Below are 21,002 nucleotides of genomic sequence, written 5' to 3' on the forward strand. Positions count from 1 at the left end.
TCAGTCTAGGCGTCGTGCGACGCCCTGGCTCGGCTTGGCGGTTGCGGTCATTGCGCGAGCCAGCCGCCGTCCATGTTCCAGGCGGCGCCACGCACCTCGGCCGCGGCATCGCTGCACAGGAACAGCGCCAGCTCGCCGAGCTGTTCGGGCGTGACGAAGGCGAGCGACGGCTGCTTCTCGCCGAGCAGCTCGCGGCGGGCGCGTTCGGTATCACCGTCGACCTGGGCGCGCGCATCGATCTGCTGCTGCACCAGCGGCGTCAGCACCCAGCCGGGGCAGATGGCGTTACAGGTGATGGGCGTGGTCGCCGTTTCCAGCGCGACGACCTTGGTCAGGCCGACCACGCCGTGCTTGGCGGCGACATAGGCGGCCTTCTGCGCCGACGCCGCGAGCCCGTGCGCCGAGGCGATGTTGACGATGCGTCCCCAGCCGCGCTCGCGCATGCCGGGCAGCACCAGCCGGGTGGCGTGGAACACCGACGACAGGTTGATGGCGATGATCGCGTCCCAGCGCTCGACCGGGAACTGCTCGACCGGCGCCACATGCTGGATGCCGGCGTTGTTGACGAGGATGTCCAGCCGGCCGAACGCCTGTTCGGTGCGCGCGATCATCTCGGCGATCTGGTCGGGCCGGGACACATCGGCATGATGGTGCACCACGCGGCCGCCGTGGCTGCTTACCCGGTTCAGCGCGGCCTCGACGTCGCCGAAGCCGTTGAGCATCACGTCCGCCCCGGCGCGGGCCAGCGCGTCGGCGATGCCGAGGCCGATGCCGCTGGTGGAGCCGGTGACCAGTGCGGTCTTGCCTTTGAGGGTCATTGTTGTTGTCTCCTTTCGACGCATCCGGCGTCGTGTGACGGATTGTTCGACCGAGCTCCAAGCGTAGTGGAGCGGGCGGCCAGTTGCCGTTCGGTCGCTCAGACGATGCCGGTCGCGTAGAACACGCCGATCACCACGAACACGGCGAGCGTCTTGATCAGGGTGATGCCGAAGATGTCCTTGTAGGCCTCGCGGTGGGTCAGGCCGGTCACCGCGAGCAGGGTGATCACCGCCCCGTTGTGCGGCAGCGTGTCCATGCCGCCGCTGGCCATCGAGGCGACGCGGTGCAGCACTTCCAGCGGGATGTTCGCGGCGTTCGCGGCCGCGATGAAGGTGTCGGACATGGCGGCCAACGCGATGCTCATGCCACCCGAGGCCGAGCCGGTGATGCCGGCCAGCAGCGTCACGGTGATGGCTTCGTTGAGCAGCGGGTTGGGGATGTTCTTCAGCGCGTCGGCAAGGACCAGAAAGCCCGGCAGCGAGGCGATCACGGCCCCGAAGCCGTACTCGGACGCGGTGTTCATCGCCGCCAGCAGCGAGCCGCCGACCGCGGTCTTGGTGCCTTCGGCGAGCTTGGCGCGAATCGCCCGGAAGCCCGCGATCAGCACCAGCAGGATGCCGAGCAGCAGCGCGGCTTCGACGGCCCAGATGGCCGTCAGCTTGCCGACGTCGGTCTGCAGCGGCGCCGCCATGCCGGCCAGTTGCAGGCTGTGGGTCGGGCCGTAGAGCGTCGGAATCCAGCGGGTGAGCAGCAGGTTGGCGACGCCGACCAGGATCAGCGGCGACAGCGCGAGCCAGGGATTGGGCAAGTCGATGTCGTCCGGCGTTTCGGGCTCGTTGCGCAGCGCCGTGCCGTAGCCCTCACCGTTGCGCTGTGCCTTGGCGAGCTGGCGGCGCAGGTACAGCATGCCGACGCTGAACACGAACAGCGTGCCGATCACGCCCAGCCAGGGCGCCGCCCAGGAGGTGGTCCCGAAGAAGGTGGTGGGGATGATGTTCTGGATCTGCGGCGTGCCGGGCAGCGCATCCATCGTGAAGGAGAAGGCGCCGAGGGCGATGGTGGCCGGAATCAGGCGCTTGGGAATGTCGCTCTGGCGGAACATCTCGGCGGCGAACGGGTAGACCGCGAACACCACCACGAACAGCGACACGCCGCCGTAGGTCAGCAGCGCGCAGACCAGCACGATCACCAGCATCGCCTGGCGCGTGCCGAGCAGGCGGATGGCCGCGGCGACGATCGAGCGCGAGAAGCCGGACAGCTCGATCAGCTTGCCGAACACGGCGCCGAGCAGGAAGACGGGGAAGTACAGCTTGATGAAGCCGACCATCTTCTCCATGAAGATGCCGGTGAACGCCGGTGCCACGGCCGAGGGGTCGGTCAGCAGGACCGCGCCGAGGGCGGCGATCGGGGCGAACAGGATGACGCTGTAGCCGCGGTAGGCGGCGAGCATCAGAACCGCCAGGGCGGCGAGGGCGATGAATACGCTCATCGTGGGTCTCCAGCCTGCGGCACGGGCGCGCCAGCCGCTGCCGAAGCGTGCTGGTACCTCCGCTGCGTGGTCGCAGGGCGCTGTGTTGTTTTTGTTGTCGGCTGCGGATGATCCGCACGGCAGGGCGTTAGCGAGTTCTATGCCAAAACGCTAAGTGATTGATCTCATTGGAAATAGTCGCTGTGGCGCCAACGGGGTAGGGCGGGACCTGTCTACGTTGAGAGACAATCATCGCGCCGAAGTCGCCGAAGCGGCGCCAAGACACACCTATCCCGGCCTCATGCGTATTGTCTCGGAAAGGAGACACTGTCCAAGAAGCGGGACAGGAATCAGGGCGCCGTCTTCTCCACGATGCCGAGCACGGCCATCTTCTTGTACAGCGTCGAACGCCCCAGCCCCAGCCGGACGGCGGCTTCAGGCACCTTGCCGCCGCAGTCGGCCAGTGCCGTTTCGATCAACTGTCGCTCGAAGGCGGCCCGCGCCTCGTGGAAGGTGCCGCTGAAGGGCGCGGCAGGCAGCGTCATCGGCGTCGTCTGCGGCACCGGTTGCAGCGTGCCGATGGCTTCGCGCAGCGCGGCCTCGCCGAGCACCGGCTCATCAGCCAGCAGCGCCGCCCGTTCCAGCACGTTGCGCAGCTCACGGATGTTGCCGGGCCAGGCGTGCCGGCCGAGCAGGGCGAGCGCCTCGGCAGACAGTTCATGCTGGCCCGGCAGCTCGTCGAGGATGGCTTCGCACAGTGCCGGCAGGTCGGCCAGGCGTTCGCGCAGCGGCGGCACCCGCAGCGGCAGCACGTTCAGGCGGTAGTACAGGTCGGCGCGAAAGCGCCCCTCGCGCACCGCCGCGTCCAGGTCGATCGAGGTGGCGGCGATCAGGCGCACGTCGCTGTGCTGGATTTCGTTGGAGCCGACCGGCTCGAACTCCTTCTCCTGCAATACGCGCAACAGCTTGCTCTGCAAGGCCAGCGGCATGTCGCCGATCTCGTCGAGGAACAGCGTGCCGCCCTGGGCGATCTGCAACTTGCCGGGGCGACCCTTGCGATCGGCGCCGGTGAAGGCGCCCGGTGCCGTGCCGAAGAACTCGGCCTCCAGCAAGGTTTCGGGAATGGCGGCCGTGTTGACGCTGACGAACGGCTTGTTCGCGCGCGGCGAGGCATGGTGGATGGCGTGCGCCAGCAGCTCCTTGCCGGTGCCGGTCTCGCCGAGCAGCAGGATGGGCGAATCGCTGGCCGCCCCGCGTCGCGCCCGGCGCTTGATCTCCAGCGTGGCGGCGCTGGTGCCGATGAAGTTGGCGAAGCTGTACTTGGCCTGGCGCGCGCGCAGCAGCGAGCGGGTCGAGGCCAGCTCGGCCTGCATGCCGAGGTAACGCGTGACCAGCGGCGACAGCGTCTGCAATTCATCGAACAGGGCGAAGCCGATGGCGCCGATCACCTCGCCGTGGTCGTCATGGATCGGCAGGCGCATCACCACCAGCGGGTCGTTCGGCGTGTCGAGCATGTCCAGCAGGATCGGCTGGCCGCTGTGCACCACCTCGCGCAACAGGCTGCCGGGAATGATCCGCTCGCAGGGCTGGCCGATCGCCTCGTCCGCGCTGGCCAGCCCGAAGCGGCGCGCGTAGCGTTCGTTCATCCAGACGATGCGCGCCTGGCGATCGACCACGATGGTGCCCTCGCTCGATTGCTCGATGATCTCGAACAGCGAGCGGATCGCCAGCAGGCGCACATGCTGGTAATCCTTGAGGCGGTCGGCGTTGTCCATGAGGGTTCTCGTTGGGCCACAGGCGCCGCACTCTACTGCAAGCGGGTGGTGTCCTTCACGCACGCATGCGCGCGCGGAACGGGTGGTCGCACGGCCAGCGCCCCGTCGTTTTCACCATTCAGGAGTCCTCCATGCTGCCTTCCGTCTCGTCGTCGACCCTGCTGTCCCTGGCGCTCTGCGTCGCCGCGAGCGCGCCGGCAGTGGCCGAGCCGGAGAGGTTGTCGTTGCAGGTCGGCGACGTCCCGGTGCGCGCGGAATACGCCGCCAGCGACGCCGCCCGCCAGCGCGGCCTGATGCAGCGCGAACGGCTGCCGGACGGCGAGGGCATGCTGCTGCATTTTCCGGCCTCCGCCCGCCAGTGCCTGTGGATGAAGAACACGCCGCTGCCGCTGTCCGCGGCGTTCATCGACGAACACGGGCGCATCGTCGACTTGATCGACCTCGAGCCGCTGAGCCTGGAGATTCGCTGCTCGACCGAGCCTGCACGCTATGCACTGGAAGTGCCGCAGGGCTGGTTCGAGCGCAACGGGGTCAACCCCGCTGCCGAAGTGACCGGGCTGCCGGACTAGCGACCGTGCGGCGGCTGACTGTTCGCTGCGCTCCTGAATTCGCCCTGCGCCGGATTCGCTGCGTGCCTGAATCCGCCTACGGGCTCGGCCTTTCGCCGCGGTGATCTGATCGCGAGCAAGCTCGCTCCTACAGACAAGCACGCGGTGTCGGCTTTCCGTAGGAGGCAAGCACCCCGCTGTTGGCTTTCCGTAGGAGCGAGCTTGCTCGCGAAGCGGGCCGCACGGATCGCGCATCCGCGCACGATCGCTCGCCATGACAGCCCGGTAGGGCGCATTCGCGAAGCAATGCGCCGATTTCGCCCTGGCGCAGCGGAGGCGGATTGTTCGCTGCGCTCCTGAATCCGCCCTGTGCCGGATTCGCTGCGTGCCTGAATTTGCCTACGGGCTCGGCCTTTCGCTGCGGCCGAGGCGCAGTTCACCCGCGGCTACGGCCTGGCGTTCGGTTATGCCGAGCGCAAGGCGATGGGCATGGCGCTGGTCGATCGCGCGCTGCGTGCCGACGAGTACGGCGAGCAGGTGCAGGGCCCGGCGCAGGACGAGGAATTCGTCCTCATGCACTGCGACAACGTCGAGGCGGCCGGTTTCGTCTCGCACCTCAAGCTGCCGCATTACGTCGACTTCCAGGCCGAACTCGAACTGATCCGCACGCTGCGCCGCCCGGCCGAGCCGCAAGCGGCCGATGCCCGCCCGGCCGGGGCCGATTCGCTCGAGGCCAGCCCCCTGGACGCCAGCCCATTGAAGGCCAGCCCCCTGAAGGAAAACCGCGCATGACCGCCTCGCCAACCACCTTCGACGCTCCCGGCTACAACTTCGCCTACCTCGACGAGCAGACCAAGCGCATGATCCGCCGCGCGCTGCTCAAGGCCGTGGCCATTCCCGGCTACCAGGTGCCGTTCGGCGGCCGCGAGATGCCGCTGCCCTACGGCTGGGGCACCGGCGGAATGCAGCTGACCGCCGCCATCCTCGGCACCGACGATGTGCTCAAGGTCATCGACCAGGGCGCCGACGACACCACCAACGCGGTGTCGATCCGCCGCTTCTTCGCCCGCACCGCCGGGGTCGCCACCACCACCCGCACGCCCGAGGCGACGGTCATCCAGACCCGTCACCGCATCCCGGAAACGGCGCTTTCCAACGACCAGATCCTGGTGTTCCAGGTGCCGATCCCCGAGCCGCTGCGCTTCATCGAGCCCTCGGAAAGCGAAACCCGCACCATGCACGCGCTGGGCGACTATGGCGTCATGCACGTCAAGCTCTACGAGGACATCGCCACCTTCGGCCACATCGCCACCGCCTACGCCTACCCGGTGTCGGTGGACGGGCGCTACGTGATGGACCCGTCGCCGATTCCCAAATTCGACAACCCCAAGCTCGACATGAACCCGGCGCTGATGCTGTTCGGCGCCGGCCGCGAGAAGCGCCTGTACGCGGTGCCGCCCTATACGCGGGTCGAGAGCCTGGATTTCGAGGACCACCCCTTCGCCGTGCAAGCCTGGGACGAGCACTGCGCCGTCTGCGGCAGCCGCGACTCCTTCCTCGACGAGCTGATCGTCGACGACGCCGGCGGCAAGCGCTTCGTCTGCTCCGACACCGACTACTGCACCCAGCGCCTCAGCGAACAGGAGACCGGGCGATGAATGCCGCTCAGCCGCTATCCCAACCCCTCGTCGACCTCGACACGCCGTTGCTCAAGGTGAACGGCCTGACCCGCCTGTACGGCCCGGACAAGGGCTGCCAGGCGGTCGACTTCGAACTGCATCCCGGCGAGGTGCTGGGCATCGTCGGCGAATCCGGTTCCGGCAAGTCGACGCTGCTCGGCCTGCTCTCCGGACGCTGTGTGCCGGACCGCGGCGCCGTGGCCTATCGCGCCCGCGGCGGCGCCTGGGTCGATCTCTACGCCGCCAGCGAGGCCGAGCGCCGCACCCTGCTGCGCACCGAATGGGGCTTCGTCGAGCAGAACCCGCGCGATGGCCTGCGCATGGGCGTTTCAGCCGGCGCCAACATCGGCGAACGACTGATGGCCCAGGGCGATCGCCACTACGGCCGTCTCCGCCAGGCGGGGCTCGATTGGCTCCGGCAGGTGGAGATCGACCCGGCGCGCATCGACGACCGGCCGACCACCTTTTCCGGCGGCATGCAGCAGCGCTTGCAGATCGCCCGCAACCTGGTCTCCGGCCCGCGCCTGGTGTTCATGGACGAGCCCACCGGCGGGCTCGACGTCTCGGTCCAGGCGCGCCTGCTCGACCTGCTGCGCGGCCTGGTGCGCGAGCTGAACCTGGCGGTCGTCATCGTCACCCACGACCTCGCCGTGGCGCGCCTCTTGGCCGACCGGCTGATGGTAATGCGCCGCTCGCGCGTGGTGGAAACCGGCCTGACTGACCAGGTCCTGGACGACCCGCAGCACGCCTACACGCAGTTGCTGGTGTCCTCGGTGTTGCAGCCATGAGTCGCTTCTGTCTGCCGTCGAGTGACCCTCATTCCGACACCGCCCACCTCGGCTCCTCTCGTAGGAGCGAGGGGGGCGCCGAGTTCTTGCTCGCGAACTGGCCCACTCCCGAGGCAAGCGGCTTGAGCCAAAAAGCATCGCCAGCAAGCTGGCTCCTACAGGGGCTTGGTGTGGGCTGGGGGCGTGCAGTGAGCTCGGTTCCTTTCGTAGGCGCGAGCGGCGCCGGGTTCTTGCTCGCGAACCGGCTTGCACGCGAGGTGAGCGGCCCTAGGCCAAAAGCTTCGCCAGCAAGCTGGCTCCTACAGGGGGGCGGTGCGGCGTGCGGGCTGGGCGTGGCGAGGTGGTTTCACTCTCTTTTCTGGTTCGGAGGTAACCCATGAATAACCTGATCGAAGTCCGCGACCTCCGTAAACGCTTCACCCTGCATCAGCAGCACGGGGTGGTGCTGAATGTCCTTGAGGGCGTCGGCTTCGCCGTCGGCGCTGGTGAATGCCTGGTGCTGCATGGCCGGTCCGGCGCGGGCAAGTCGACGCTGCTGCGCACCCTCTACGGCAACTACCTGGCCGAGGGCAGCATCCGTGTGCGCCATCGTGGCGAGCCGCTGGAGCTGGTGGGTGCCGCGCCGCGCCAGGTGCTGTCGGTACGGCGCGAAACCATCGGCTATGTCAGCCAGTTCCTGCGTGTGATTCCGCGGGTCTCGTGCCTGGACGTGGTCATGGAGCCGGCGCTGGCGCGCGGCTGGAACCGGACCGAAGCCGAGGCGCGGGCCAAGCGCCTGCTGGCCCGGCTGAACATTCCCGAGCGCCTCTGGACGCTGGCGCCCGGTACCTTTTCCGGCGGCGAGCAGCAGCGGGTCAACCTGGCGCGCGGCTTCATGGTGGAGTGGCCGGTGCTGCTGCTCGACGAGCCCACCGCTTCGCTCGATGAGACCAACCGCCAGGTGGTGCTGGAGCTGATCGGCGAAGCCAAGGCCGCCGGCGCCGCGCTGATCGGCATCTTTCACGACCGCGCGGCCCGCAAGGCCGTCGCCGATCGTTACCTGGACATGACCCCCGAGGAGCTCGCCCATGCCGGCTGAACAGATTTTCACCAACGCCCGGCTGGTCACCGCCGACCGGGTGATCGACGGCACCCTGGTGGTGCGCGACGGCCTCATCGCGGCGGTCGAGGAGGGCCGCAGCCAGCTGCCGCAGGCGCACGACCTGGACGGCGACTACCTGATGCCGGGGCTGATCGAGCTGCACACCGACAACCTGGAAAAGCACATGACCCCGCGCCCGGGCGTCGACTGGCCCTCCGCCTCGGCCGTGCTCACCCACGACGCGCAGATCGTCGCCGCCGGCATCACCACGGTGTTCGATGCGCTGTCGATCGGCGACGTGAACCCCAGGGGCAAGCGCATGCAGCAGCTGCCGATCATGCTCGAGGCGATCGCCAGCGCCGCGCAGGACGGCCACACCCGCGCCGAGCACCGCCTGCATCTGCGCTGCGAGCTGTGCCACCCGGACGTGCTCAGCGTGTTCCGCGATCTGGTCGAGCATCCGCTGGTGCAGCTCGTCTCGGTCATGGATCACTCGCCGGGCCAGCGCCAGTTCGCGCTGGAATCCAAGTACCGCGAGTACTACATGGGCAAGTACCACCTGAGCGCCGCCGAGATGGACGCCTTCACCACCGAGCAGAAGGCCAATTCGCGTCAGTACAGCGACAAGCACCGCCGCGCCGTGGTCGAGGAATGTCAGGCGCGCGGCCTGGCGGTGGCCAGCCACGATGACGCGACCCCCGCGCATGCGCAGGAATCGGCCGGCTTCGGCATGTCCATCGCCGAGTTTCCGACGACCGTGGAGGCGGCGCAGGCCAGCCACGCGCTAGGCTTGAGCGTGCTGATGGGGGCGCCGAACATCGTCCGCGGCGGTTCCCATTCGGGCAATATCGCGGCCGCGGAGCTGGCGCGTCACGGCGTGCTGGACATCCTCTCCAGCGACTACTATCCGGCCAGTCTGTTGCAGGCCGCGTTGCAGCTCGCCGAGCAGGACAACGACTACGACCTGCCGCGTGCCATCGCCACCGTCAGCCATGCGCCGGCAAAGGCGGCCGGGTTGCACGACCGCGGCGAGCTTCGCGTGGGGCTGCGCGCCGACCTGTTGCAGGCGCGGGTGAAACAGGCGCAACCGGTGATCCGCCAGGTCTGGCGGGAGGGGAACAGGGTCTTCTGATGACAGGCACACTCATCTACCTCATGGGGCCCTCGGGCGCCGGGAAGGACAGCGTCCTGCAGGCCGCGCGCCCGATCCTGGAGGCCGAGGGCTGCCGGATCGCCCGGCGGGTCATCACCCGGTCCGCCGAGGCGGCGGGCGAAGATGCGCTGGGTGTCAGCCCCGAGGCGTTCGAGCAGCGGGTGGAGGCGGGCGCCTTCGCCCTGCACTGGCGCGCCAACGGACTGGCCTACGGCATCCCGCGGGACATCGACGACTGGCTGGCGGCCGGCCATTCGGTGCTGGTGAATGGCTCGCGCGCCCATCTACCGGTGGCGCGCCAGCGCTATCCCGACCTGCTGGCCGTGCTGCTGAGCGTCGAGCCGGAGGTGCTGCGCCAGCGCCTGCTGGCGCGCGGCCGGGAGACCGCAGAGCAGATCGAGGCGCGGTTGCGACGCAGCGCCGAACTGACCCGCGACCTGGGCGCCGAGGCCGGTGACTGGGTGCGGATCGACAACTCCGGCCCGCTGGCCCACGCCGTGGGTGCGCTGGTCGAGCTGGTCGGCAGGAGCCGGGCATGCGGCTGACCCTGCTCGGCAGCGGCAATGCCCGGCAGGTCCCGGTGTACGGCTGCGATTGCATGGCCTGCGAACGCGCCCGGCGCCAGCCCGGACACCGCCGTGGCCCCTGCTGCGCGCTGGTCGAATGCGATGGCGAGCGCTGGCTGATCGACGCCGGTCTCACCGACCTGACCGAGCGCTTCCCGCCGCACAGCCTCGCCGGCATCCTGCTCACCCACTACCACGCCGACCACGCCCAGGGCCTGCTGCACCTGCGCTGGGGACTGGGGCTGACGATTCCCGTACACGGGCCGCCCGATCCCGAGGGCCTGGCCGATCTCTACAAGCATCCGGGCATTCTCGATTTCTCGGCGCCGTTCCGGCCGTTCGAGCCTCGCTCGCTGGGTAGTCTGCGGGTCAGCGCCGTGCCGCTGGAGCATTCCAGGCTGACCTTCGGCTACCTGCTCGAAGGCGGCGGCCGGCGGATCGCCTACCTCACCGACACCCTGGGGCTGTCCGACCCCAGCGCCGCGTTTCTCGCCTCGGCACCGCTCAACGTGCTGGTGCTCGACTGCTCCTCGCCGCCGCAGGCCGAACCGCGCAACCACAACGACCTGCCCCGCGCGCTGGACATCGTCGAGCGGCTGCGCCCGGCCGAAACCGTGCTGACCCACATCGGCCACACCCTCGACGCCTGGCTGATGGAGCGTCCCGACGCGCTGCCAGAAGGCGTCAGCCTCGCCCATGACGGGCGCGTGTTGTGAACGCCCGGCGCCTGACGCTGCTGCTGTGCACGGCCGAGACCCTCGGCATGGCCGGCTTCGCCCTGTTCGCGGCGCTGCTGCCGGAATTTCAGACGCTGTGGGGGCTGAGCTACACCGAGGCGGGTTGGATCGGCGGCGGCTTCTTCCTCGGCTACATGCTGGCGGTGCCGCTGCTGACCGGCCTGACCGACCGCCACGATGCCCGCACCATCTACCTCTGGGCGATGCTGCTGACCGCCGTGGCCAGTGCCGGCTTCGCCCTGGCCGACGGTTTCTGGTCAGCGCTGCTCTGGCGCCTGCTGGCGGGTGTCGGGCTGGCCGGGACCTACATGCCGGGGCTCAAGGCGCTCTCGGAGCGGATCGACGGCGCGGCGCAATCGCGGGCGATCGCTTTCTATACCGCCAGTTTCGGCCTGGGCACCGCGCTGTCGTTCATCCTCACCGGCGAGCTGGCGCGACTCGGCGGCTGGCAACTGCCGGCGCTGCTCAGCGCGGTGGGCGCACTGATCGCCTGGGCCCTGGTCTGGCGTGGCCTGCCCAGCAAGCCAGCGACGGTACAGGCGTCGCGGGGGCGATGGGATTTTCGGCCGTTGCTCGACCGGCCCGTGCTCGCCTATTGCCTGGCCTACGCGATGCACAACCTGGAGCTGTTCGCCTTTCGCGCCTGGCTGGTGGCCTTCGTGGTGTTCGCCGCGGACTGGCAGGCCCAGCCGGCATGGCTCTCGGCGACCTGGGTCGCCACCCTGGCGACACTGATCGGCATGCCGGCGAGCATCCTCGGCAACGAACTGGCGCTGCGCTACGGCCGCGGACGCTGGCTGATCGGGGTGATGGCCGCCTCGGCGCTGCTCGCTGCCGTGCTGGGGCTCGGCGCGGCACTGCCGTTCTGGGCCTTGCTGTTGCTGATTGGGCTGTACAGCCTGACCGTCACCGCCGATTCCGCCGCGCTTACCGCGGGCCTGATTGCGGTTGCGCCCGCCAGCCATCGCGGCGCGGCGATGGCGCTGTATTCCTGCACCGGCTTCACCGGCGCCTTCCTGGGTCCGTTGCTGTTCGGCATTACGCTCGATGCCATCGGGGCCCACGCGCTCGCCGGCTGGTGGGCGGCGTTCGGGCTGATGGGCGCATTACTGTTGATCGGCCCGGCGGCGCTCCATTGGGCGCGCAGCAGGGCGTCGCTGTCTGGCCTGGCCCAACCCGCCGCATAGCGGGTGCGGCGGGGAGCTGGTGTGCTGGAAAAGGTTGGCCCCAGGCTCTGCGGGGTCGCGCCCTCAATCCAGCGGCAACTCCGTAGTGCGCTTCACCTCGCTCATGGCGATGTGCGAGTGCGCTTCCTGCACGTGCGGGCGTTGCAACAGGTGGTCGCGCAGGAAGCGTTCGTAATGGTCGATGTCCTTGGCCACCACCTTGAGCAGGTAGTCCGACTCGCCGGCCATGGTGTGGCATTCCAGCACTTCGGCGTAGCCGACGATCGCCGCCTCGAACTCGGCCAGGTTGTTGCGGCCGTGGGCCGAGAGCTTGATGTTGACGAACACCGTCATCCCCAGCCCGAGCTTCTTCGGATTGAGCAGCGCCACCTTGCGCTCGATCACGCCGTCTTCCTGCATGCGGTGGATGCGCCGCCAGCATGGCGATTGCGACAGCTCGACCTTCTCGGCGATCTCGGCGGCCGAGAGGTCGGCGTTGTGTTGCAGCAGCAGGAGGATCTTGCGATCCAGGCTGCTCAGCGGGGTTTGCATGGCCTGTTCTCTTTTCTTGTTCTGGTTGGATTGTTCATGCAGCGCACGCGCTCGCAAGGGCAAAAGTAGAAAGAAAAAGCCTGCGCGTCACGTCCAAGATGTGTGCAACGCGTGCCGACGGGGCGATCCCCCGTCGCACAGGGTGGGCACGGTGATCCCGTCGCCCCGACTCCGGACAAGAAGAAACAGGAGCCACCCATGTCGCAATCCCTGGCCGATATCCGCCTGGACGACAAATACCGTTTAGCCACGGGTCATCTGTACCTCACCGGTACCCAGGCGCTGACCCGCCTTCCCATGTTGCAGCACCAGCGCGACCAGGCTCGCGGCCTGAACACCGGCTGCTTCATCTCCGGCTACCGCGGCTCGCCGCTCGGCGGGCTCGACAAGAGCCTCTGGGAGGCACGCGAATTCCTCAAGGAACACGCCATCCACTTCCAGCCCGGCGTCAACGAAGAGTTGGCGGCCACGGCCGTGTGGGGCAGCCAGCAGACCAACCTGTTTCCCGGCGCCCGGTACGACGGCGTGTTTGCCATGTGGTACGGCAAGGGCCCCGGCGTCGACCGTTGCGGCGACGTGTTCAAGCACGGCAACTCGGCGGGCGTTTCGCCGCATGGCGGCGTGCTGCTGCTGGCCGGCGACGACCACGGCTGCAAGTCCTCGACCATCGCCCACCAGAGCGAACACGCCTTCATCGCCGCATCGATTCCGGTGCTGAACCCGGCCAACGTCCAGGAAATCCTCGACTACGGGATCATCGGCTGGGAGCTGTCGCGCTATTCCGGCTGCTGGGTGGCGCTCAAGACCATCGCCGAGAACGTCGATTCCTCGGCGGTCGTCGAGGTTGATCCGGCGCGCATCCAGACGGTCGTCCCGGCGGATTTCGAGCTGCCCGAGGACGGCGTGCACATCCGCTGGCCCGACCCGCCGCTGGCGCAGGAAAAGCGCCTGAACATGTACAAGATCTACGCCGCGCGCGCCTTCGCCCGCGCCAACCACCTCAACCGGGTGATGATCGACTCGCCCACGCCGCGCCTGGGGATCATCACCACCGGCAAGAGCTACCTGGATGTACGCCAGGCGCTGGATGACCTCGGCCTGGACGAAGCGCTGTGCGCCCAGGTCGGGCTGCGCGTGCTGAAGGTGGGCATGAGCTGGCCGCTGGAACCGGTCTCGGTGCACGAGTTCGCCGAGGGCCTCGACGAGATCCTGGTCGTCGAGGAAAAGCGCAGCGTGATCGAGGACCAGGTCACCGGCCAGCTGTACAACTGGCCGGTCGGCAAGCGCCCGCGGGTGGTCGGCGAGTTCGACGAGCAGGGCTGCTCGTTGCTGCCGAACCTCTCCGAACTGACCCCGGCGCAAATCGCCCGGGTGATCGCCAAGCGGCTTGCGCCGATCTATTCCAGCGACAGCATCCAGGCCCGCCTGGCGTTTCTCGACGCCAAGGAAAAGGCGCTGGCCGCGCGCAGCTACAACACCGTGCGCACGCCGCACTATTGCTCCGGCTGCCCCCACAACACCTCCACCAAGGTGCCCGAAGGCAGCCGCGCCGCGGCCGGCATCGGCTGCCACTACATGGTCCAGTGGATGGATCGGCGCACCGAGACCTTCACCCAGATGGGCGGGGAAGGGGTGAACTGGATCGGCCAGGCGCCGTTCACCGACACGCCGCACATGTTCCAGAACCTCGGCGATGGCACCTACTTCCACTCCGGCCATCTGGCGGTGCGCGCCGCGGTGGCGTCGGGGGTGAATATCACCTTCAAGATCCTCTATAACGACGCCGTCGCCATGACCGGTGGCCAGCCCATCGACGGCGAACTGCGCGTCGACCAGCTCAGCCGGCAGGTCTTCAACGAGGGCGTGCAGCGCATCGCGCTGGTGTCCGACGAGCCGGAAAAGTACCCGACCCGCGAGACCTTCGCGCCGATCACCACCTTCCATCACCGCCGCGAACTGGACGCCGTGCAGCGCGAGCTGCGCGAGTTCAAGGGCGTCTCGGTGATCATCTACGACCAGACCTGCGCCACCGAGAAGCGCCGCCGGCGCAAGCGCGGCAAGCTGGAAGACCCGGCCAAGCGCGCCTTCATCAACGAGGCGGTCTGCGAGGGCTGCGGCGACTGCGGCGAGAAGTCCAACTGCCTGTCGGTACTGCCGAAGGAAACCGAGCTGGGCCGCAAGCGCGAGATCGACCAGAACGCCTGCAACAAGGATTTCTCCTGCGTCGAAGGCTTCTGCCCGAGCTTCGTCACCGTCCACGGCGGCGGGCTGCGCAAGCCCGAGGCGCTGGGCGCCGCAGCGCGCCAGGACGATCTGCCCGTCCCGCGCATGCCGGCCCTCGACCGGCCCTGGAACATTCTGGTGCCGGGCGTCGGCGGCAGCGGCGTGACTACCCTCGGCGCGCTGCTGGGCATGGCCGCGCACCTGGAAGGCAAGGGCAGTACGGTGCTCGACCAGGCCGGGCTGGCGCAGAAGTTCGGCCCGGTGGTGACCCATATCCGCATTGCCGCCAAGCAGGACGACATCTTCGCCGTGCGTATCGCCGCGGGCGAGGCGGACCTGATCCTCGGCTGCGACCTGATCGTCGCCGCCGGTGACGATGCGCTGACCCGCCTGAACGACAAGACCAGCCATGCGGTGATCAACAGCCACGAATCGGCCACCGCCGAATTCACCCGCAACCCCGACGCCCAGGTGCCGGGCGAGGCCATGCGCCAGGCGATCGTCGATGCGGTGGGCGCGGACAAGACCCACTTCATCGACGCCACCCGGCTGGCCACCCGGCTGCTGGGCGACAGCATCGCCACCAACCTCTTCCTGCTCGGCTTCGCCTGGCAGAAAGGGCTGGTGCCGCTGTCGGTGGCGGCGATCGAGCAGGCCATCGAGCTCAACGGCGTCGGCGTCAAGCTCAACCGCGAGGCGTTCCGCTGGGGCCGCCGCGCCGCGCATGAGCGCGAGGCGGTCGAGTCGCTGGCCCGCCCGGTCGAACAGGCCGAGCCGCGCTGCGAAACGGTCGACGAGATCATCGCCTGGCGCGTGGACTTCCTCACTCGCTACCAGAGCGCCCGTTACGCCCGGCGCTACCAGGCGCTGGTCGAGCGGGTGCGGCAGGCTGACCGCGAGCCCGATCAGGCCCTGACCGAGGCGGTGGCGCGCTACTACTTCAAGCTGCTCGCCTACAAGGACGAGTACGAAGTGGCGCGGCTGTACAGCGAGCCGGCCTTCCGCCAGCGCCTCGCGTCGCAGTTCGAAGGCGACTACCGGCTGCAGTTCCACCTGGCGCCGGCCTGGCTGGCCAAGCGCGACCCGGTGACCGGCGAGCCGCGCAAGCGCGAGTTCGGCCCGTGGATGCTCAACGCCTTCGAGGTGCTGGCGAAGTTCCGCTTCCTGCGCGGCACACCGCTCGATCCGTTCGGCTACGGCGCTGACCGCAAGCTCGAGCGCGAGCTGATCGGGGAATACGAGCGCACCGTCGAGTCGCTGCTGAGCCAGCTCAAGCCCGGCAACTACCGCACGGCCGTGGCCATCGCCGCGCTGCCCGAGCAGATCCGTGGCTTCGGCCCGATCAAGGAGCGCAGCGTCGCCGCGGTCCGTCAGCGGCAGAAGCTGCTGACCGAGCAGCTCGCGACCGGCGATGAGGCGCAGCCGGTGCGGTTGTTTCATTCGGCGGCGTAACGACCTGAAGCCGCGTGGCCCCGGTTCGCGACCAAGGTCGCTCCTACAAGGTGCCGTCGTAGGAGCGAGGGGGACAACAGGTTCCTCCCGCGAACCGGCCACGAACCGATTCCAAAACGCGCCCTGACGGCGCGCATCGTTTACAAGAACAAGAGAGGCCCCCCATGTCCGTTTTTGCTCATCCCGATTTCGACGACCACGAACAGGTCGTCTTCTGCCACGACAAGGCCAGCGGCCTGAAGGCCATCATCGCCATCCACGACACCCGGCTCGGCCCGGCGCTCGGCGGCTGCCGCATGTATCCCTACGCCAGCGACGACGACGCGCTGCGCGACGTGCTGCGGCTGTCGCGCGGCATGACCTACAAGTCGGCGCTGGCCGAGCTGCCGCTGGGCGGCGGCAAGGCGGTGATCATCGGCGACCCGCACGGCGGCAAGTCCGATGCGCTCTTCCATGCGATGGGCGATTTCGTCGACAGCCTCGGCGGGCGCTACGTCACCGCCGCGGATTCGGGCACCAGCGTGCCGGAGATGCAGCTGATGGCGCAGCGCACCCGGCATGTATCGGGTGCCACGCCGCGCGAGGCGCTGGATGGCGGCATGCGCAATGGCGATCCGTCGCCCTCGACGGCCTATGGCGTGTTCCTCGGCCTGCGCGAGGCGGTGCGTCATCGCCTGGGGCGCGACGACCTGTCCGGCGTTCGCGTGGCGATCCAGGGCGTCGGTCATGTCGGCTTCGACCTGGCTCAGCAGCTCACCGCCGCCGGTGCCCAGCTGTGGGTGACCGACGTGTACGGGCCGAACGTGCAGCGCGCCGTCGACGAGCTGGGCGCCAGCGCGGTGCGCCCGCAGGACATCTACGGGCTCGACGTCGAGGTCTTCGCGCCCTGCGCCATGGGCGGCATCCTCAATGCCGACACGCTGGAAGCGCTGCGTGCGCCCGTTGTCGCCGGTGCAGCCAACAACCAGCTCGCCACGCCGGAGATCGCCGTCGAGTTGCAGCGCCGCAACTGCCTCTACGCGCCGGATTACGCCATCAACGCCGGCGGCATCATCGACGTCTGCTACGAGCGCACCGGCGGCAGCCCGGCGCAGATCCGCGCGCACGTCGAGCGCATCGCGCCGACCCTGGCGCTGATCTTCGAGCGCGCCGCGGCCGAGGGGCTGCCGACCTCGGTCATCGCCGATCGCCTGGCACGCGAACGCCTGCGCGGCCCGGTTCACGCCTGATTCTCCTGGTTTGCCTCGTCATCCGACGCTCCGGCGCCGGCTGGCGGGGCTTTTTTACATCCCGGCGCAGTTCCAGCCGGACCGGCTTCGGCCGTCCATTCACAACAACAAAAAGGAACCGTTCATGTCGCAAAGCAGCCTTTCCGCTACCGCCACCCTCGAGGCCGGCCGCCAGGCGCGCGCGGGCCAGCGCGGGCTCTGGTCGTCCCGCTGGGTATTCTTCCTCGCCGCCACCGGCTCGGCGGTGGGCCTGGGCAACATCTGGAAATTTCCCTACATCACCGGCGAGAACGGCGGCGGGGCCTTCGTGCTGATGTACCTCGGCTGCATCCTGCTGATCGGCATTCCGTTGCTGATGGCCGAGGTGATGATCGGCCGACGCGGGCGGCACAACCCGGCCGGCTCGATGGCCGCGCTCGCCCGCGAAGCCGGCGCCAGTCGCCATTGGCGCACGCTTGGCTGGGTCGCCGGGCTCACCGGCTTTCTGATCCTGAGCTTCTACTCGGTGATCGCCGGCTGGGCGCTGGCCTATGTGCCGGCGTTGTTCGGCGGGCAGTTCACCGGCATCACGCCGCAGGCGAGCGAGGCGCGCTTTGGCGCGATGCTGGCCGAGCCGGGCATGCTGGTGCTGTACGGCACGCTGATTCTCACCGCCACGCTGGCCATCGTCGGGCTTGGCGTGCGGCGCGGGCTGGAGCAGTCGCTGCGCTTCATGATGCCGGGGCTGTTCGTGCTGCTGCTGGTGCTGGTCGCCTATTCGGCGGTCAGCGGCGAGTTCCTGCGGGCGGTGGAATTTCTCTTCGTCCCCGACTTCAGCAAGCTGACCGCCACCAGCGTGCTGGTCGCGCTGGGCCATGCCTTCTTCACGCTGAGCCTGGCCAGCGGCGCGATGATGACCTACGGCTCCTACCTGCCGGAGGGCACCTCGATCGCGCGGACGGCGCTGATGGTGGCGATCGCCGACACAACGGTGGCCCTGCTGGCGGGGCTGGCGATCTTCCCGCTGGTGTTCGGCAATGGCCTGGAACCGGGCTCCGGGCCGGGGTTGCTGTTCGTCACGCTGCCGATCGCCTTCGGGCAGATGCCGCTGGGCATGCTGGTCGGCGGGTTGTTCTTCGTGATGCTGGTGATCGCCGCGCTGACCTCGACCATCTCCCTGCTGGAACCGGCCATCGCCTGGCTGACCGAGCGCTACCGGACCACGCGCATCAAGGCCACGCTCGGCTGCGGCGCGGTGCTCTGGGTGCTGAGCCTGGGCAGCGTGTTCTCGTTCAACCTGTGGTCGGAGCACACCCTGTTCGGCCGGACCTTCTTCGACCTGCTCGACAAGCTCACCACCAACTGGCTGATGCCGCTGGGCGGGCTGGGGATCGTGCTGTTCGTCGGCTGGGCGCTGAACGAGCGGCTGGTGCGCGAGGCGATGGCGATGCGCTCGCCGGCCCTGTTCCGGGTGTGGTGGTGGCTGATCCGGCTGGTCACGCCGATGTGCATCGTGGCGGTGTTTCTCAACCTGGTCGGTCTGCTCTGAGGCCGTCTCGCGGCCGGGTCCGTCGGGCCGCGTGGAAGAAGTACGTGCCGCACTGTCAGATTTTCCTTACGCTTGCCGGCCGTTGTGACCGGGCTGCGCGGCCGTATCGCCGCTGTAAGGCAAGGCTGACACCGCGTGCGCGGGCCGGGCGGCCAACGCGTCGCCGGGTGGCTTGCCGCCCGACGGCGCAACCCGTGTGATGGGCTCACGGGTCTAGAACCTTGCGCTGCGCGTCGCCTCCTGGCGGCGCTGTCACAACAACAAGAAAGGTGAATGATGAGTAGAGAAAAGCCGAAGAACCTCTGGCTGTCCCGCTGGGGTTTCGTCCTGGCGGCCACCGGCTCCGCGGTGGGGCTGGGCAATATCTGGAAATTCCCCTACATCACCGGCGAGTACGGTGGCGGCGCCTTCGTGCTGATGTACCTGGCGTGCATCCTGGCCATCGGCATCCCGGTGATGATCACCGAGATCGCCCTCGGCCGGCGCGGGCGCGGCAGCCCGCTGGATGCCATCGGCCGGGTGGTTCGCGAGAACAACGGCAACCCGGCCTGGAAGGCGGTCGGCGGCATGGCGATGCTGGCCGGCTTCATGATCCTGTGCTTCTACGTGGTGGTCGCCGGCTGGGCCTTCGCCTACACCTGGAAGATGCTCGACGGCTCGCTCGCCGCGCCCAGCGTCGAGGCGCTCGGCGCGGTGTTCGAGTCGCACAACGCCAACCCCTGGGCGCTCGGTGGCTGGAGCGTGCTGGTCGCCCTGCTGACCCTGCTGATCGTCGGCAAGGGCGTGCAGGCCGGCGTGGAGCGGGCCTTCCGCTGGATGATGCCGGGCCTGGCGGTGATGCTGTTGGTGCTGGTCGGCTACTCGTTCAGCAATGGCAGCTTCGGCGAAGGCGTGGCGTTCCTCTTCACCTTCGATGCGTCCAAGCTGTCCGGCGAGGCGCTGCTGGCGGCGCTCGGCCATGCGTTCTTCACGCTGAGCCTGGCGAGCGGGGCGATCCTGACCTACGGCTCCTACATCCCCGATGGTCAGTCGATCGCGCGAACCACTTTCATCGTCGCAATCGCCGATACCTGCGTCGCACTGCTGGCGGGCCTGGCGATCTTCCCGGTGATCTTCGCCAACGGCATGGACCCGAGCGCCGGTCCCGGCCTGATCTTCATGAGCCTGCCGCTGGCGTTCCAGCAGATGCCGTTCGGCACGGCCTTCGGCGTGCTGTTCTTCGCGATGGTGTCGGTCGCGGCGCTGACCTCGGCGATCTCGATGATCGAGGCGGTGGTCGCCTACCTGAACGAGAAGCACGGCCTGAGCCGCCCACGCGGCGCCGCGTTGGCCGGTGCGGTGCTGCTGGTGATCAGCCTGCTGGCGATGCTCTCGTTCAATGTGGGCGCGGACTGGAAGCTGTTCGGCATGACGCTGTTCGACGGCCTGGACTACCTCACCTCGCGCTGGATGATGCCGCTCGGAGGCATCCTGATGGCGATCCTCGCCGGCTACTGTCTGCGCGACGGCATCATGCGCGACGAGCTGGGCCTGTCAGCCGGCGGTTATGCGCTGTGGCTGTTCATGGTCCGCTACGTGAGCCCGGTGATGATCATGCTGGTGTTCCTCCATGCGCTCGGCTGGCTGGGCTTCGACCCGCTGGTGCGCTGGTACTGGGTGCTCGGCGCTATCGGTACGCTGGCGGTACTTGGCGAGCTGCTGCGCCCCGGCATGCAGCGCGCACGGGTCCGCGCCTGATGCGGTGAATGCCACCGCGCCGTGCAGGGCGTGGTGGGTGGTGATGCGAAAAAAGGCGACGCCCGCGGGTGTCGCCTTTTTTCGTTCTGCGGACCGGCACGAGCGGGGCGGCGGCTCGGCACCGACGGCAGGTTCGAACGCCGCCTGTGCAGGGCCGGTCGAACCGTACAGCCCTTCGCACGGATTCCGCCCATGCACCTGATCCAGCTCCTCCTGCCGCTCTACGACAACCGCGACCAGGCCTTTGCGGGGCGTCTCTATCGCGAGGTCGGCGAGGCCCTGGTGGCCCGCTTCGGCGGCTTGACCGCCTTCACGCGAGCGCCAGCCACCGGCCTCTGGCAGGAAGACGGCGTGCACACCGAGCGTGACGAGGTGGTGGTCTACGAAGTGATGGCCGAGACGCTGGATCGCGACTGGTGGGCCGCCTACCGCGCCCGACTGGAGCAGCGCTTCGGCCAGGAGGAACTGGTGATTCGAGCCTGGCCGATCGAGCGCCTGTAG

Annotated in this window: 17 protein-coding genes and 1 pseudogene; 14 read left to right on the plus strand and 4 right to left on the minus strand. The window is 68.6% G+C overall.

From position 1 onward, the window contains the following. Positions 1-47: 47 nt before the first annotated feature. The 3 genes from D7325_RS00260 to D7325_RS00270 all read right to left on the minus strand — a co-directional run bounded on the left by D7325_RS00260 (position 48) and on the right by D7325_RS00270 (position 4,062). Complete coding sequence (locus D7325_RS00260; RefSeq protein WP_120993015.1) at positions 48-818, minus strand: 3-hydroxybutyrate dehydrogenase; 771 nt, start codon at positions 816-818, stop codon at positions 48-50. A gap of 98 nt (positions 819-916) precedes the next feature. Continuing rightward, positions 917-2,308: a GntP family permease gene (locus D7325_RS00265; protein ID WP_120993016.1), complete on the minus strand. Its 1,392-nt coding sequence runs from the start codon at positions 2,306-2,308 to the stop codon at positions 917-919. A gap of 329 nt (positions 2,309-2,637) precedes the next feature. Then, on the minus strand, positions 2,638-4,062 hold the full coding sequence (locus tag D7325_RS00270) for a sigma-54 interaction domain-containing protein (protein WP_120993017.1): 1,425 nt from the start codon (positions 4,060-4,062) through the stop codon (positions 2,638-2,640). Positions 4,063-4,193: 131 nt separating this feature from the next. Between D7325_RS00270 and D7325_RS00275 the strand changes: the two genes are divergently transcribed. The 9 genes and pseudogenes from D7325_RS00275 to D7325_RS00315 all read left to right on the plus strand — a co-directional run bounded on the left by D7325_RS00275 (position 4,194) and on the right by D7325_RS00315 (position 11,801). Continuing rightward, positions 4,194-4,631, plus strand: a complete 438-nt coding sequence (locus tag D7325_RS00275) for a DUF192 domain-containing protein (protein WP_120993018.1) — start codon at positions 4,194-4,196, stop codon at positions 4,629-4,631. Positions 4,632-5,042: 411 nt separating this feature from the next. Then, positions 5,043-5,309: pseudogene (locus D7325_RS00280) on the plus strand (carbon-phosphorus lyase complex subunit PhnI); the annotation flags it as partial. Positions 5,310-5,398: 89 nt separating this feature from the next. Beyond that, positions 5,399-6,268, plus strand: coding sequence for an alpha-D-ribose 1-methylphosphonate 5-phosphate C-P-lyase PhnJ (locus D7325_RS00285; protein ID WP_120993019.1), 870 nt, complete (start codon positions 5,399-5,401; stop codon positions 6,266-6,268). Further along, complete coding sequence (gene phnK, locus D7325_RS00290; RefSeq protein ID WP_120993020.1) at positions 6,265-7,077, plus strand: phosphonate C-P lyase system protein PhnK; 813 nt, start codon at positions 6,265-6,267, stop codon at positions 7,075-7,077. Before D7325_RS00285 ends, phnK begins: the two co-directional genes overlap by 4 nt. 376 nt (positions 7,078-7,453) lie before the next feature. Further along, positions 7,454-8,155, plus strand: coding sequence for a phosphonate C-P lyase system protein PhnL (gene phnL, locus D7325_RS00295; protein WP_120993021.1), 702 nt, complete (start codon positions 7,454-7,456; stop codon positions 8,153-8,155). Next, the gene (locus tag D7325_RS00300; RefSeq protein ID WP_120993022.1) at positions 8,145-9,290 is read left to right on the plus strand and encodes an alpha-D-ribose 1-methylphosphonate 5-triphosphate diphosphatase; all 1,146 of its coding nucleotides are present in this window, start codon (positions 8,145-8,147) and stop codon (positions 9,288-9,290) included. Before phnL ends, D7325_RS00300 begins: the two co-directional genes overlap by 11 nt. After that, the gene (gene phnN, locus D7325_RS00305) at positions 9,290-9,856 is read left to right on the plus strand and encodes a phosphonate metabolism protein/1,5-bisphosphokinase (PRPP-forming) PhnN (RefSeq protein WP_120993023.1); all 567 of its coding nucleotides are present in this window, start codon (positions 9,290-9,292) and stop codon (positions 9,854-9,856) included. Before D7325_RS00300 ends, phnN begins: the two co-directional genes overlap by 1 nt. Next, positions 9,847-10,593, plus strand: coding sequence for a phosphonate metabolism protein PhnP (gene phnP / locus D7325_RS00310; RefSeq protein WP_120993024.1), 747 nt, complete (start codon positions 9,847-9,849; stop codon positions 10,591-10,593). The genes phnN and phnP overlap by 10 nt, the downstream gene beginning before the upstream one ends. After that, the gene (locus tag D7325_RS00315; RefSeq protein WP_120993025.1) at positions 10,590-11,801 is read left to right on the plus strand and encodes an MFS transporter; all 1,212 of its coding nucleotides are present in this window, start codon (positions 10,590-10,592) and stop codon (positions 11,799-11,801) included. The genes phnP and D7325_RS00315 overlap by 4 nt, the downstream gene beginning before the upstream one ends. A 63-nt stretch (positions 11,802-11,864) precedes the next feature. On the opposite strand, the gene D7325_RS00320 is transcribed toward D7325_RS00315, so the two are convergent. Continuing rightward, positions 11,865-12,332: an Lrp/AsnC family transcriptional regulator gene (locus tag D7325_RS00320; RefSeq protein WP_120993026.1), complete on the minus strand. Its 468-nt coding sequence runs from the start codon at positions 12,330-12,332 to the stop codon at positions 11,865-11,867. A gap of 198 nt (positions 12,333-12,530) precedes the next feature. Between D7325_RS00320 and D7325_RS00325 the strand changes: the two genes are divergently transcribed. From D7325_RS00325 to D7325_RS00345, 5 genes are all read left to right on the plus strand, one after another. Continuing rightward, on the plus strand, positions 12,531-16,007 hold the full coding sequence (locus D7325_RS00325; RefSeq protein ID WP_120993027.1) for an indolepyruvate ferredoxin oxidoreductase family protein: 3,477 nt from the start codon (positions 12,531-12,533) through the stop codon (positions 16,005-16,007). A gap of 164 nt (positions 16,008-16,171) precedes the next feature. Next, positions 16,172-17,236, plus strand: a complete 1,065-nt coding sequence (locus D7325_RS00330; RefSeq protein WP_120993028.1) for a Glu/Leu/Phe/Val dehydrogenase dimerization domain-containing protein — start codon at positions 16,172-16,174, stop codon at positions 17,234-17,236. 124 nt (positions 17,237-17,360) lie between these two features. Further along, on the plus strand, positions 17,361-18,764 hold the full coding sequence (locus D7325_RS00335) for a sodium-dependent transporter (protein WP_120993029.1): 1,404 nt from the start codon (positions 17,361-17,363) through the stop codon (positions 18,762-18,764). Between the two features lie 276 nt (positions 18,765-19,040). Continuing rightward, entirely contained in the window at positions 19,041-20,501 is a 1,461-nt protein-coding gene (locus D7325_RS00340) for a sodium-dependent transporter (RefSeq protein WP_120994078.1), read from the plus strand. A 192-nt stretch (positions 20,502-20,693) separates the two neighbouring features. Then, positions 20,694-21,002 carry a hypothetical protein gene (locus D7325_RS00345; protein ID WP_120993030.1) on the plus strand — a complete coding sequence of 103 codons (309 nt, stop codon included), beginning with the start codon at positions 20,694-20,696 and terminating at the stop codon, positions 21,000-21,002.

The sequence above is a fragment of the Stutzerimonas urumqiensis genome, from assembly GCF_003640395.1.
In the GTDB taxonomy this organism is placed as follows: Bacteria; Pseudomonadota; Gammaproteobacteria; order Pseudomonadales; family Pseudomonadaceae; genus Stutzerimonas; species Stutzerimonas urumqiensis.